The 14,632-nt window shown below is 41.3% G+C and carries 9 protein-coding genes; 6 read left to right on the plus strand and 3 right to left on the minus strand.

Annotated features, from left to right (window positions below):
- Positions 1-183: 183 nt before the first annotated feature.
- Complete coding sequence (locus GXP67_RS25985) at positions 184-1,404, plus strand: nucleoside permease (RefSeq protein WP_162445824.1); 1,221 nt, start codon at positions 184-186, stop codon at positions 1,402-1,404.
- A gap of 492 nt (positions 1,405-1,896) precedes the next feature.
- On the opposite strand, the gene GXP67_RS25990 is transcribed toward GXP67_RS25985, so the two are convergent.
- Positions 1,897-2,286: a hypothetical protein gene (locus GXP67_RS25990; protein ID WP_162445825.1), complete on the minus strand. Its 390-nt coding sequence runs from the start codon at positions 2,284-2,286 to the stop codon at positions 1,897-1,899.
- 300 nt (positions 2,287-2,586) lie between these two features.
- Complete coding sequence (locus tag GXP67_RS25995) at positions 2,587-3,480, minus strand: DUF6929 family protein (protein WP_162445826.1); 894 nt, start codon at positions 3,478-3,480, stop codon at positions 2,587-2,589.
- A gap of 520 nt (positions 3,481-4,000) precedes the next feature.
- On the opposite strand from GXP67_RS25995, the gene GXP67_RS26000 reads away from it, so the two are divergent.
- The 5 genes from GXP67_RS26000 to GXP67_RS26020 all read left to right on the plus strand — a co-directional run bounded on the left by GXP67_RS26000 (position 4,001) and on the right by GXP67_RS26020 (position 13,332).
- On the plus strand, positions 4,001-6,862 hold the full coding sequence (locus GXP67_RS26000) for a CheR family methyltransferase (RefSeq protein WP_162445827.1): 2,862 nt from the start codon (positions 4,001-4,003) through the stop codon (positions 6,860-6,862).
- A 230-nt stretch (positions 6,863-7,092) separates the two neighbouring features.
- Positions 7,093-8,985 (plus strand): PAS domain-containing protein, encoded by a 1,893-nt coding sequence (locus GXP67_RS26005; protein ID WP_162445828.1) that lies wholly within the window; start codon positions 7,093-7,095, stop codon positions 8,983-8,985.
- 15 nt (positions 8,986-9,000) lie between these two features.
- Positions 9,001-9,933, plus strand: a complete 933-nt coding sequence (locus tag GXP67_RS26010) for a sensor histidine kinase (protein ID WP_162445829.1) — start codon at positions 9,001-9,003, stop codon at positions 9,931-9,933.
- A 185-nt stretch (positions 9,934-10,118) separates the two neighbouring features.
- Complete coding sequence (locus GXP67_RS26015) at positions 10,119-12,335, plus strand: WG repeat-containing protein (RefSeq protein WP_162445830.1); 2,217 nt, start codon at positions 10,119-10,121, stop codon at positions 12,333-12,335.
- A gap of 412 nt (positions 12,336-12,747) precedes the next feature.
- Positions 12,748-13,332, plus strand: coding sequence for a DUF4136 domain-containing protein (locus GXP67_RS26020; RefSeq protein ID WP_162445831.1), 585 nt, complete (start codon positions 12,748-12,750; stop codon positions 13,330-13,332).
- Between the two features lie 218 nt (positions 13,333-13,550).
- Here the strand turns inward: GXP67_RS26020 and GXP67_RS26025 are convergent, their stop codons facing one another.
- Positions 13,551-14,474 carry a caspase family protein gene (locus tag GXP67_RS26025; protein ID WP_162445832.1) on the minus strand — a complete coding sequence of 308 codons (924 nt, stop codon included), beginning with the start codon at positions 14,472-14,474 and terminating at the stop codon, positions 13,551-13,553.
- Between the last annotated feature and the right edge of the window lie 158 nt (positions 14,475-14,632).

The raw sequence follows: 14,632 nt of genomic DNA on the forward strand, positions 1-14,632 counted from the left end.
AAATTGTAAATACATCAGCCTGAAATATCTCAAGCCGGAGATATTTCAGGCTGATGTATTTGTGTCTATCATCCCAAGCAGCCTAAGAAATAAAAAATGATTTTATCTTTTCTGAGATATTTTTATATTTATACTGGTCGATTCGCCTTATTTTTACTTTTCACCTAAACTTATTCGCTTTTTATGAATACTGGTCTCCGCATTCAGCTTTCCCTGATGATGTTTCTGCAATATTTTATCTGGGGCTCCTGGTATGTTACCTTAGGCACTTATTTATTGCAGACTTTAAAATTTACTGGTGAACAAAATGGCCTGGCCTATGGTGCTTTTGCCATTGCAGCTATTGTAGCTCCGTTCTTCGTAGGAATGATTGCCGACCGGTTTTTTGCTACACAAAAAGTATTAGGTATACTTCATATCATTGGGGCTGGCTTTATGTTTTTGCTTACGCTGATCAACGACTTTCCTACCTTCTATATTTGTTTATTTGTATATACCCTGTGCTATACACCTACGATGGCCTTAACTAACTCTATCTGCTTCAGGCAGCTGGAGAAGCCGGGTGAACAAATGCCTGGTATTCGTGTACTAGGCACGGTAGGCTGGATCGCTGCCGGATTATTTATTGATTTTCTGGGGGTAGGTACACAGGCTACGCCTATGCTGATCGCTTCGGTAGCCTCTCTGGTACTGGGCTTTTACTGTTTTTCTTTGCCTCATACGCCTCCGGTAAAAAAAGAGGGCCCTGTTACGATCCGGGAGGTATTGGGTCTGGATGCACTGGCACTGATGAAAAATCCTTCATTTGCTATCCTGGTGATTGCTTCGGTGCTGGTATGTATTCCGCTCTCCTTTTATTATAGTTCAGCCAATGTGTTCCTGGTGGAAGCAGGTGTAGAAAATGTGACAAGCAAAATGGCACTAGGACAAGCATCAGAACTGATTTTTATGCTGCTCATGCCGTTGTTTTTTGTCAGGTTAGGTGTAAAGAAAATGATGCTGCTGGGAATGGCCGCCTGGATTGCCCGCTATCTGTTGTTTGCTTACGGAAATAATGAAACAGCCGTCTGGATGTTTTATGGAGGGATTTTACTGCATGGTATCTGCTACGATTTCTTCTTCCTGATGGGACAGATTTATGTAGATAATAAAGCGCCAGTTCACCTGAAAAGCGCTGCCCAGGGAATGATTACCCTGGCGACCTATGGCATAGGGATGCTGATTGGAACCTGGCTTTCCGGAAAAGTGGTAGATGCCTATTCTGTAACCACCAATGAAGTTGTAAGCCATCAATGGCAGCAAATATGGATGGTACCGGCTTTCTTATCTGTGGGCGTATTGATTTTGTTTGCATTATTTTTCAGGGAAAAAGAAGAAAAGAAAAAAGTATCGGTTCAGGCATAATGCAGTAATGCGTATCAAGATAAAATTATTCAATACTGATTTTTTAAATAATTCGGAATGTATACTGTGTGATTTATATTGATATAACCATTCGATTACAAATAGAAAATAACAAAAAAGCTTCAGAATTTCTGAAGCTTTTTTGTTAGACTGCTGTTAATAGCTAATGATTACCCAATTCATTACTACTACTAGCTACCCTATACTTTCTCCTTAGAATTTGTGTTACTTTTTTACATTTCATTATGCGAAATATTACACCTATCGCATATTATGCGAGTATGAAAATGAATTAATTCTATGTTAAGAAATTGTAATTTGTGAGGGTAAGTGATGAAGTTATACACATAAAAGGCTCAAATGTGGATAATTAAGTCAACTTATCCACATTTGAGCCAGGCTTCCAATTGGAATTAGCCAATATAACTATTAGCAAAATCAACGAATTGTTAAGAAAACTTACCTGAGTTAGAGTGGAGATACAGGTATATTTTATGGATTTTGCTGTTTTTTGCTAGTTGATTTTCGCCTGCTTAATTTATAACATTTTACCTCGCTGTCCTTTACTTCCCGGATGTCATAAATAATGGTTTCGCTTTTGTAGTCAACTCCCAGTTCATCCAAAACGTGCTTGATTTTTATATAATAATAAGGACCGGCTTTATTGGTTACAAACGTATCCTTATCAGATTCTTTTGCCAGTACTAAATATAAATTTGTATCATTTTCATCATCCTCATTTAATGCCAGTTTGAAGTACTTATTTTTATCCAGACTGAGTACTTTAATAGCGCCTGTCGAAAATCCCATCTTACCTGTTTTGTGCACAGTTGCCTTTACAATACCAACATTATCCTTCGGAGTTAGAAATTTAAATTTCATCGTGCAGTAAATATAAAAAATGTAGCAAATGGCAAGCAAATTTATTACATGTTTTTATAAGATTTCTATAATAATTTGTTACATATTTATACAAAGGTCTGTAAAATACTTTCTTTTCTAAACTTTCATCACTTTATATTGGTATTATTTTCAGTTGGCCGGCACTTGCCTAACGCTTCGCATTTATAAGTTTGCAGCTTTTCAGGTTCAGAAAATAAATAACAAAGACACCTTTTTCTGATACAAACAGGCATTCCCTTTCTGCCGGGACGGCAGAAAGGGAAAAATGTATCCGTAAATTTATAGGGTAATCTCTACTATAAGCAGGTCTGAAGCACCAGAATCATTATCAGTAACGGCAATAGCAATCAGGCTGTGATTATTTACTTTTTGTTGAATGGCAATAGATTCTACTTTGCCGGTAAACAGCTCACCATTTTCTGTAAAAGGAGCGTAATCAATGGAATGGCTTTCCAGATCAATAATTCCGGCATAACTACCCAGTACGGCACCATCGTCTATTTCATTGTCTGTATCTTCTACAGAGGCAGTTACCAGCAAGGCATGCAGGCCAGGAATATGAGTAGCACCTGAAAATCCGGATTGCCTGCCGGATAACACCGGTAAAGTATAGGTATAGATTTCCGGAGAGGGAATAAGGAGGCTTTTTCCGGTTATATATTCATAAAATACAGGCAAGTCGTAGCTGATGAGTACATTCAGGCCGGAGATATTGCCACGTTGTAATAAAAAAAGCTGCTGATGGGTAGCTGCCATTCCTTCAATATTCAGTTTGCCGGTATGCACAATTTCTGGCCTGCTGCGTAAATCGTTGTACACACTTGTTAGGGAAAACTGAGTATGATTGTAAGGAGGTTTGGTATCAATAATAAACGCAACATCCCGCTGGGGAGATAAGGAACCCGAACCAGCAATCAATAATTGTTGAGGCCCATGAACTGGCAGTACAGTCATGCTCTCGAAATCAGGTTTACTTATCTTCGGAATTCTGCCCGAAATAAAAGATTCTCCGGTGAACAGGGGTATTTTTTCAGCCAGTTCAAATTGATTATTCAATATATACAGCCAGGCAGAGTCGTCACCAATAATGAAAATAGAGTCGTTTACTATCTCCATTCCGGAAGCGGAAGGAATATCCGGAAAAGTAAAAGTACGTAGGATGGTGGCCTGCAAAATGTAAATAAATAATTATGGAAAGCAAATATACAAATGCATCTGGAAGCTGCAATACAACTAATATTGCAATAGCTATAGGAGTGTAAACAGGAGAGGTGAATGCTGAATCAAGTTGATAACTTAGGTGATATATTTTTTTTTGCCTTTGATAAAATGCCAATACCGCATAAATTAATGTATGAGTGGTTGCTGAGAAGTTTACTTTGTAAATTTACAATAGGTGTGTTTTTTCTGCATGGTCGCCCTGGATCAGTTGATTTGTAAGTAGATCCGTATAAGTTATGGTGAGCAGGGGTTTATAGGGAACGAAAAAGGTTATTGGTGAAAACTTTTGAAGAGGAATAGCTACCCTTTTTACATTCTCTATTTACATTGTACCTGAAGTTTTAACACACCTACAGGAGAAGGTTTGTGAGCCGGAAGTATTCAGTAATCGGCTGTATGGCAGATTAGTAATAAATTAATCTTACTACAGGAATTTTAAACCAAAGTGTGCTAAAGCGAACTTATATTTTTTATGGAAGAAATAAATAACTCCTCTTCTAACGGCAAGGCTTATACGCCCCAATCCCCTGTTGAGAAAGAAAAAGACCTGACCAGACCCAAAAACAAACCACTTACTATTGTAGGGATGGGTGGATCGGCAGGCTCTCTGGATGCGATCGAAACCTTTCTGGAATCTATTCCGGCAGACAGTGGAATTGCCTTTGTGCTGGTACAGCACCAGGCGCCCAACCAGCAAAGTATATTACCCGACCTGCTCAGGCAAAGTACACAAATGCCAGTACACCGCATTGAGGACGGTATGTCCGTAGAACCCGATCAGATATATGTAATTCCCGAAAATAAAGAGCTGATTATTCGCGAAGGTAAACTCTGGTTGCTGGAGCCTGAAAAACCTCTGGGTTATCGTATGCCCATTGATACATTCCTGCAAAGCCTGGCCGAAGACTGGGGAGAAAAAGCGGTTTGTATTATTTTTTCAGGCATGGGCGCTGATGGAGAACTGGGAGCCAGATTTATTAAAGAAGGTTTTGGGCTGGTCATTGTACAAGACCCTTTAACCGCCATTTATGATAGTATGCCCCGCAGTACCATGCAGACCGGCCTGGTAGACTTTATAGAAACACCAGATAAAATCGCCGACAGGCTTATGCATTTTATAAATTCTCCTTTGTATGAGTCAGTCCCCCGCGACAAATCTCCTGATAAGAAGCTGGCCGCTGCCATGCAGAAAATTTTTGCGCTGCTGCGTAATAAAACCGGACACGACTTTTCACTCTATAAAAAAAATACCCTGAGCCGCCGCATCGAACGGCGTATGAACCTGCACCAGCTGGAAGACATTGAAGCGTATATAAGCTACTTACAGGAGAACAGCCAGGAAGTGAATACACTGTTTAAAGAACTCCTGATCGGCGTTACCAAATTTTTTCGCGATTCCCAAGCCTTTGAACTGCTGGGCGAGAAACTGATTCCTGAATTGCTGAAGAGAAAAAACCGCAATGATCCGTTCAGGGTATGGGTAGCAGGTTGTTCTACGGGCGAAGAGGCCTATTCCATTGCTATTCTCCTCCGTGAAGCCATGGGAAGGCTCAAAACCAGACATACAGTTAAAACACAGATCTATGCCACAGACCTCGATCCGGACGCTATCCGGAGGGCAAGAGCTGGCTTGTATCTTGAAAATATTTCAGGAGATATGTCGGTAGAACGCCTGCAAAAGTGGTTTATTAAAAAAGACGATCATTACCAGATTGTACAGGAAATTCGGGAAATGGTGGTGTTTGCCGAACATAATCTGGTAAAAGATGCCAGCTTTATTAAACTGGATTTGCTCACCTGCCGCAATGTATTGATCTATTTTACCCCTGAACTGCAGAAAAAGCTGCTGCCGGTCTTTCATTATACGTTACTTAATAATGGCGTATTATTTCTGGGGCCTTCCGAAACCATCAACGGCTATGAAGAATTGTTTTTGCCCATTGATGTGAAGTGGAAATTGTTCAAAAAAAGTGAGAACAGCATAAATATTTCCAGGGTTATCGACTTTCCGACGAATGCTTCAACAGTGCCCAGGCTTAATTTTTCGCCGCCAATCGACAGAACGCTGCACATAAAGCCTCCATTGCCTCTGGCCGAGATTGTAAAAAAGGTGGTGATTGAAAAGTATGCACCAGCCGCTGTCGTCATTAACGAACGGGGGGAAATCCTTTACATCAGCGGACATACCGGTAAGTACCTAGAACCTGCGCCAGGACATCCTTCCATCATTATATATGATATGGCCAGAGAAGGGCTGGCGTATGAACTGCGCACCGCTGTATTGAAAGCCGTTTCCCAGCAAGAGGCTGTAACCATGAATGAAGTAAAGGTGAAAAATAACGGATATTACATCTGCATAAGATTAACGGTTGAGCCCCTTCAACGGATTGAGATAAAAGGACTACTGCTGGTGGTTTTTGAACCCCTGCCAGAGCCAAAAAGAAAGCCCCGTCTTTCAAAACTATCCAAGGATAACAGCACTCCTTCTGAGAAAGACCTCATCATTGCCAACCTGGAAAAAGAACTGCGTTATATCAGGGAAAACTTGCAGCAAACCATGGAAGAGATGGATACTTCTTATGAAGAACTTAAATCTACCAACGAAGAATTGCAATCGGCCAACGAAGAATTGCAAAGCACCAATGAAGAAGCCAATACAGCTAAAGAAGAAATGCAGGCCCTCAACGAAGAACTGATGACCGTGAACATGGAATTCAGGGTAAAAACCGAAGAACTGACCGAAGTAAACAACGATATGACCAATCTACTCAACAGTTCAGATGTGGCTACCATCTTTGTAAATAATAAAATGGAAATTAAACGGTTTACCAACCGGGCAACCAAAATTGTAAATCTGATCCAGTCGGATGTGGGGCGCTCGATCACTCATATCAGTTCTAATTTAAAGTACGATCGCCTGGCCGAAGATACCAAGGAAGTAATGGAACAACTCACAGGAAAAGAACTGCGGGTAGAATCCCGAAACGGGCAATGGTACCTGATGAAGATTCTGCCTTACCGTACGCTAAATAATTTTATTGATGGGGCGGTGATCACCTTTTTAGAAATAACAGCCCTGCACAAAGCGGAAGAAGAACTCGAACTCAACCGGCTATTCCTGCAACAAATTATGGGCCTGATGAAAGAAGCTATTCTGATACTGGATAAATCTTTACGCATCATTGCTGTAAATAAAGCTTTTTTAACTATTTTCCGGGTGGGAGAAGAACAGGTAGCAGGCCGGTATGTATATGAGCTTGGCACTGGTCAGTGGCAGATTGCGCCCCTGCGAAAATTGCTTGAGGAAGTATTGCCGAATAAAACTCCTGTTTGATAATTATATCATCAAACAGGAGTTTCAGGAGATAGGTGTTAAACAGCTTAATTTCCGGGGCAGCCGTTTTATGCAGCCTAACAATAACCAGGAAATGATTTTACTGGTGATAGAAGAGATAACATAGCAAGCAACGATCAGTAGTTAGTGGTTATTTGTAATCATTCTCCCAAACCAGGTATGGTTTAAATGCTAAAGGACTATTAGCTACTACCAATGTCTATTGCCTAATGCCCATTAACCTTATGATTGACCAGGACGAGAAAAATAAACGATTGGAAGCACTCCGGAGCCGGGCAGAGAAAAGACTCAAGCTTGTTGAAGGGGGCGATACAGAAGCTGCCAAGGAAAAAAAACTCAACCGCCTCGTACACGAATTACAGGTGCACCAGGTAGAACTGGAAATGCAGAACGAAGAGTTGCAGTATTCCAGGGTCGAAATAGAAAAATCACGCGATCAGTATGCTGACCTGTACAATTTTGCTCCCATTCCCTACCTCACTTTAGACACTGAGGGGCATATTATTCAACATAACCTGATGGCTGCCCAACTCCTGGGATACGAACGTAAGCATTTACAGCATAAACGCCTGATCAATTTTGTAGCTCCGGAAGATAGCCATACTTTTTATAGTTTTTTCAAAACGATACATGATGCCTCCGCCAGACAAATTATTCAGGTAGAATTAATTACTAAAAACGGAGAACGCCGGGTCGTTCAATTACAGGCAATTCCTTCCAGGCACACATCTGCTGGATCTGGAAAAGATTCTGAAATCCTGCTAACGGCTACTGATATTACAGATCTTAAAAAGGCAGAAGCGGAAATACGCAATACAGAGCGTTTTAAACATATTATCGAAGGTATACCTGGCATGTATCTGTTTCTGGCACCTGATCATATAGTCATGGAAGCCAGCAATGATTATCTGCAAATGTTTCATCTGGAACGGGAAAGGGTGGTTGGCTATACGATTTTAGAACTGTTTACTCAAACAGCATCGCACAATGGGTTTACAACTGCCCTGCAACAGTCGCTGTTGCAGGTAACTTATCACCAGAAGCCACATACTACCCCTGTATTGCGGTATGATATCACCTTGCCAGATGGCAACCTGGAGCAGCGGTACTGGCGGGTTACTCATTCTCCGGTGCTCAACAAACATAACCAGGTAGATTATATAATTCAGCAGATGATGGATGTAACCAGGGAATACCTGGCACAGCAGGAGATAGAAAGCAGCCGGCAGCGTTTTGAAATGTTAGCCCTGGCTAGTAATGATATTGTGTGGGAGTGGAACATGATTACAGGTTTGTGGTGGTGGAACCAGAACCTGGAAAGCCATTTTGGCTATAACCGGGCAACACTGGAACCTGGCATGGAAGCCTGGACTAATCGCATTCATCCCGAAGACAAAGACCGGGCGATAACCCAGTTAATGGATACGGTAATAAACGGCAAAACCGAATGCCGGCAGGAATACAGGTTTAGGCGCATTAATGGCACGTATGCCTACGTTCTCGACCGTGCCTATGCTTTACAGGAAGGGGGCGGAAAAACCATCCGGATGCTGGGAACAATGGTAGATATTACCGAACAGAAGGAAGCTGAATTTTCACTCCGCAAGATTAATGAACGGTTTAGACTTTTACTTGATACCATACCTCAACTGGCTTGGATTACCGAACCAGATGGAAACGCTATTTTTTATAACCACAAATGGAATGAGTACACCGGAACAGATGTCCATATATTGAAAGGGTGGGAATGGCAACAACACGTTCATCCGGAAGATGCCGCTCGAATATATGATGTCTGGGAAACTGCCCTGCATACCGGACAGACTGCTTTGCTGCAAGGCCGCTGGCGGCGAGCCTCTACCGGGCAATACCGCTGGCATACCGGGCAAATTATTCCGGTGCACAATGAGAATGGCCAGATCTCCAACTGGGTAGGAAGCCTCATAGATATTCACGACCAGAAACTAGTAGAAGAAGCCCTGCGGGATAACGCAGAGTTGCGTGAAACAAAGCGAAAGCTGCAAACAGAACGTGATTTTTCCCGCAGCCTCATTGATAATACCATCGATGGTATTTTTACCTTCGATCATACGCCCTGCTAAACTTCCTGGAATCCAGTGCTGGAAAACAGGTATGCCATTAGCCGGAAGGAAGTGGTAGGGAAGAAAATTTTTGATGTATTTCCTGAATACCAGGATACTGAAGAAGGGCAGGCTATTTTGCAGGTACTTAAAGGAGAAAAAATCACTTTATACAAACAGCCCTACGAAAACAAAGAAGGATTCTATGAATTGAACCTGATTCCTCTACGGAATAACAGCGGAGACATTATCGGCGGACTAGGTATCATGCACGATGTAACAGAACACATCAAGATGGAGGAAGAACGTACCAGATCAAAGCTAAAACGACAGAAAGACTTACTCAATGCCATTCTGGAAGCCCAGGAAGGCGAAAGAAAACGTATAGCAGAAGCGCTGCACAATAGTCTGGCACAAACTTTATATGCGGCCAAACTGAAACTGGAACAAATGCCGGTTGAACAGGCTAACCGTAAACAACTTATAGAAATAAAGGAAAATGCCAATGAATTGCTGGCGAATGCCATTCAGGAAACCCGGCGAATTTCCCACGAACTGATACCTGGTATTCTGGAAGATTTTGGCTTGAAAGGAGCCATCAACGATTTTTGTAAGAAATATGCCCATACCCAGCTGGTGATAAAAACAGAAATCTATGGCCTGGATGACCGGATCGATAAACACCTGGAAATTGCCATTTTCCGCATTGCACAGGAACTGGTAAATAATGTTATTAAACATGCACAGGCCAACCGGTTACACCTGCATCTGGTGAAAGGGGAACTAGGGATATTATTAAAAGTAGCCGATAATGGAAAAGGTTTCACTGTAAATACGGTAATGCAATCTATTAAAGGCATAGGCTTAAAAACAATTCAGGATCGGGTGAAACTGCTGAACGGCACACTAACCATAGACTCACTGCCTGCTATAGGAACTACCATCACCATCAAAATTCCACTGGCATAGATGGTGATTGGTATGTTCAATTTCCTGGAGGTTATGAATACAAACGCTCTTTAGCAACCCATTTATTAAAAGAGATACACATTTGCACGTTATCTTACGTATTCTGTAGAAGTTTCCGGCATGAATTGCAAAGGAAGCATTAACTTGCGCATTTGTTGATCAACAGCTATTGGCTTTATTGCGCTATGTACCGGATTTGTTATTTTATTTTCCTGCTCTGCACTTTTTCTTCGTTGGCTCAGAACAATTCAACCCTGATTCCTTTCCAGCATTCAGATGGCAGCTATGGCTACAAAGATGAAAGCGGAAGTATTGTAATTGAACCGCAGTATGAGTCAGCAAAAGCCTTCAGAGGAGCCTATGCCGGTGCAAAAGCCAACGGTTCCTGGGGATTGGTTACCAGCCGTGGTAAATGGGCTATTCCTGCCAAGTATGAAGACATAGGCTGGACTGTAGAGAAAGAAGCTGTACCGGCAGTGAGCGGAGAGGTTACAGGCTATAAGCAACAGGGGAAATGGGGTTTAATTTCAGTCAGAAACAAAGTAATTACTCCACCAACTTATGAAATGCTGGCATATTTCTCCCCAGATTATATCAAAGCAGGCAAAATTGTTACACAGTTTCAGCAGACAGATACTTTATTTGGCCTGATTGATACAAAAGGCAATGAGATCATTCCAATTGTGTATCATTCCCTGGCTGTTATGCCTCAGGCTGGTATAATTCTAGCCGGTATCAATCGTATTTACAACGCAGATAATAGCTCAGTACAGGCATATGGGCTACTCAGCACAAGCCATCAGGTATTACTTCCGCTGGAATATGCAAATATTTCTCAGGGCAAACCTGGCACAGTGGAAGTTACCTCTTTTCCTGCCTTCCACTGGACAGATGCCAAAGGACAGATAAAAAGTAAAGTGGCTGCAGATAGCCTGTACGAAATTAGTCAGCATATTTTTGCTTTCACCTGGCAGGGTAAGACAGGAATTTATACGGCCCCTACTTCCACTATACGTTCCTCTTTTGATCAGGTATTTCCATCAACACAAGGCTATGTTCTGTATCGTTCAAAGAATAAATATGGGGCACTGACCAGAAATGGTGATACCTTGCAAACGTACTTGCCAGCCAGGTATGATAGTCTGGTTATTCTTTCCGGCCAATATATAAAAGCCGGAATAAGGCAGCAAGATAATTGGGAGTGGGAACTGGTTTCTGCAAATGCCGCCAACGCACAGCCTATAAAAAGTAAGGCGTATCATTTTATTGATGCCATTAACGATAGCAGTTATATCCGGGTGAGGAAAGACAAATTATATGGCTTTATCAATTCATCCGATGAACAAAGTATACCCCTTCAATTTGATTCGCTGGGTAATTTTATAGATAGTGTATGCGTAGCCGTTCAAAATGGAAAGGCTGGAATTTTAAAAAAAGATGGCAGCTGGTATTTGCCGCCTACCGCCGAAAGGTATCAGATCAGTACTTTCGGGTATTTTATCCGGCAGGAAAAAGGCAGATGGGATGTGCTGGATAAGGCAGGCAAGAAGCAATATACCAGCCCTATTCCGTTGAATTTTGTGGACGATGGCAGTATAGCGTTCAGGCAAAAAGGCAAAGTTGGCAGGTTAAATCCGGGTGGGGTATTATGCGTACCGGCTGTATATGACAGCGTTTCTGTGATGTCTGGAGAAGGCACATTCTGGGCTTTTGAAAAATCAAATATTTTCCTCTACGACAGGGAAGGTACTATGCTGGTGAAAGAACCAAAAAAGATAGAGCAACTAAAGTATGTACCTCATCAATACTCGCTGGTCAGAACGGGCGGGAGGTATGGATATGTAGATGAAAGGGGGCGGCTCCGCATTTCAAACCGGTATGATGGAGGGCAGCCTTTTGCTGAAGGCCTGGCAGCAGTGAGGCTTTCCGGAAAGTGGGGTTTTGTTAATAATGCCGATAAAATAGCCATTCAACCCTATTACGAGGAAGTTACACCTTTTCAGGGTGGTTTTAGTATTGCGAAAAAAGGGAAAAAATGGGGCCTGCTTGATAAGAATGGCAAAGAGACAGCAGGTTTTACCTATGACCGCATCATCCGGGATACAACCGGCGTTTTTATTACAGAAAAAGGGGGTAAACAAGGCTTGCTCGGAAAGAATGGGGTAGAAAGCATATACGTAAAATATGAGAAGTTAACCCCACTTCCAGATGGGAATGTACGCATGGAAGTCCAGGGAAAATACGGCTTGCTGACTAGTAAAGGAATTGTATTGTTGCCAGCTACCTATGATGGTATTTTATATAACAGGTATTCACAAACGTACCTGTTGCTGCACAAGCCCATATCTTTTGAATTAACCATCCAGCAAATCTTATCCGGCGAACTGGCAAGGCAGAAATAAGCTGAGTATATATTTCTGTGGTAGTTTAAAGCACAGCAGGTGTACTACGCCATTTTTGATCTGAATTAATACAATGCTCGCTTATAACTATCCCTGTAGTACCTGGTTTCACCTTTGCTTCAGTAAATGTTTTATGCTAGTTATAATATTTCATTTATCAGTTTATTAATATCTGAACAAACTTGGCTAAACATATTCTTTCCCGGATAGTTAATGTTACTAAGCGTGAAATGTAACTAAAACAAAATCATCCTGAATAGCGGATAATTAGCGGAATATTCTGTCAGAATATATATTTATAAAATAAAAATCCAGATATATCAGGTTTGCGTAAATTTTTTTGTTCCGGTGATTTTGCGCTTAAATAAATATGACTAACTTATGTGATTGAAAAATAATGTATATATGATATATGAAAACCACTACGATTCCTTCCATTTTCCTGTTAACCTTTATTGTATTTTCTGCTTGCATGCGCCAGGACCGTTATCTGGTCGAAACTGATTACAGTTACCGGGCAGATTTTAGAAAATACAAGTCCTTCTGCATGGCTAATAACATGCAGCTGGATGGCGATTCAAGCATGAATAACCCTATTATTGAACGTGAAATTAAAAACCGGCTCGAACTGCATGGGTATAAAATGACCCAGAAAAAACCTAGTTTGCTGGTATTTCATAAAATCTATTATAAGGATTTTAAATTTCAGGGCTACAACCAGCCTGAAATAAATAAAGAAAACTGGATTCCCAAGGAAGATTTGGATGAGGAAGAAGGATATGATCCGGTTAAGTATAGCTTAAAAGAAGGTACGCTGCTGATTCAACTCGTTGATACCAAACGTGATATTACCATCTGGCAGGGATATGCTTCCGGTGTATTCGATGAAAAAGCCTTAAATAACGAAAGATTTCTCAGAAGAGCCGTCCGTTCTATTTTTGATAAATATGGTTTCTTTGCTGATGGCTTCCTGGTAAATGAACGTGGGAATAATTAATATAGCATCGTTGATAGGTATTCGTTGGTAGATTGTTGTATATCTAATACTTATAATTAACAATCATTTAATTTTCAAATCATATCAACTCTATCTTTATTATATAAAACAAAAAACAGGCTCAAAGCCTGTTTTTTGTTTTATATGTATTTGCAAATTATCACATATATCGTTTTATAAACACTAAATAGCCAATAACCATTAACAACGGTTTGCTATTATTTGCTTGCTCTCAGCACACTCATGGGCATCCGGATTGGGTTATTGAGGTCAGGATATTGTTTGCGGTCAGTATCGTTGGAAACTTTGATGCGCACATATTCAAATACTTCTCTTACATCTACAATCCCGTTTTTGTTTTCATCGGCAGCCCCTTTCAGGCCTTCTACCAGGTAATGCGTGAACACACCATGTCCACCTCCCCAACGTGCGCCTTCCTGAGAGGGTTCACTGGAAGAAGACGCCGTAAGAACAACCATTCCATTCTGGGCAGTTGCCACATTTTTCAGCAGCCGGTTCACCATACTTGCCTGCGCCGCTTCCTGTGTGCCCCGTAATCCGGCGATCGCATTATCCATGCGGACAGCACCAGAGTGACAGGCATCGGCTATCCATATTTTCTTTTGTGCCCGGCATTTACGGATGGCATCTATAATGTCGCTTTGTGCAATACCTGTTCCTTCCAGGTTGTGTTTATCTGTATCTGAACCCAGGAAATATAACTTGTCGGTTTCGGCAGAAGGCATTCCATGACTGGCAATATAGACGATCACCAGATCATCGTCGAAAGAATTTTTAAACTGAGTATTGAGCGCTTTGATAATATTGGCACGGGTTGCTTTTTCATTCAGCAGCAGCGTAATCCGGTCGTCGGGCAGAGAACCTCCCTGCGGACTTTTCAGGAATTCATAATACATTTTTGCATCGTCATCTGCATATTGCAGGTTCATCTCCGGCTGCTGATATTCAGACACACCAATGACAACGGCATAAATTTTAGGGAGTTTAGGTTCTATAGATGGCAGTTCATCTTCGCCAATTTCTACATAAATGGGCGCACTTTTTCCTTTTACGGTTTGTGCCTGCAAAGCAAAACTTCCGGAAATCAGAAACAGAATTAAAGTTAATATTTTTATTTTCATAGTAGTAGGGTTAGGAATAACCGGTATTGTTTTAATAGATCATCGAGCCTATAGTAACCTTCAGAAATTAAATAGTATACCATCATCAGTTTGTTGTATAAAACCTGTCAGGAAACCAGCAGGATTTAGAATAAAGATAATTGATTTTACTGCTAACT

Origin of the sequence: Rhodocytophaga rosea (assembly GCF_010119975.1) — a bacterium.
GTDB lineage: Bacteria > Bacteroidota > Bacteroidia > Cytophagales > 172606-1 > Rhodocytophaga > Rhodocytophaga rosea.

Excerpts from the sequence above, each read along its gene's own strand:
- GXP67_RS25985 (WP_162445824.1), top strand. The coding sequence starts at position 184 with ATGAATACTGGTCTCCGCATTCAGCTTTCCCTGATGATGTTTCTGCAA.
- GXP67_RS25990 (WP_162445825.1), bottom strand. The coding sequence starts at position 2,286 with ATGAAATTTAAATTTCTAACTCCGAAGGATAATGTTGGTATTGTAAAG.
- GXP67_RS26000 (WP_162445827.1), top strand. The coding sequence starts at position 4,001 with ATGGAAGAAATAAATAACTCCTCTTCTAACGGCAAGGCTTATACGCCC.
- GXP67_RS26005 (WP_162445828.1), top strand. The coding sequence starts at position 7,093 with ATGCCCATTAACCTTATGATTGACCAGGACGAGAAAAATAAACGATTG.
- GXP67_RS26015 (WP_162445830.1), top strand. The coding sequence starts at position 10,119 with ATGTACCGGATTTGTTATTTTATTTTCCTGCTCTGCACTTTTTCTTCG.
- GXP67_RS26020 (WP_162445831.1), top strand. The coding sequence starts at position 12,748 with ATGAAAACCACTACGATTCCTTCCATTTTCCTGTTAACCTTTATTGTA.
- GXP67_RS26025 (WP_162445832.1), bottom strand. The coding sequence starts at position 14,474 with ATGAAAATAAAAATATTAACTTTAATTCTGTTTCTGATTTCCGGAAGT.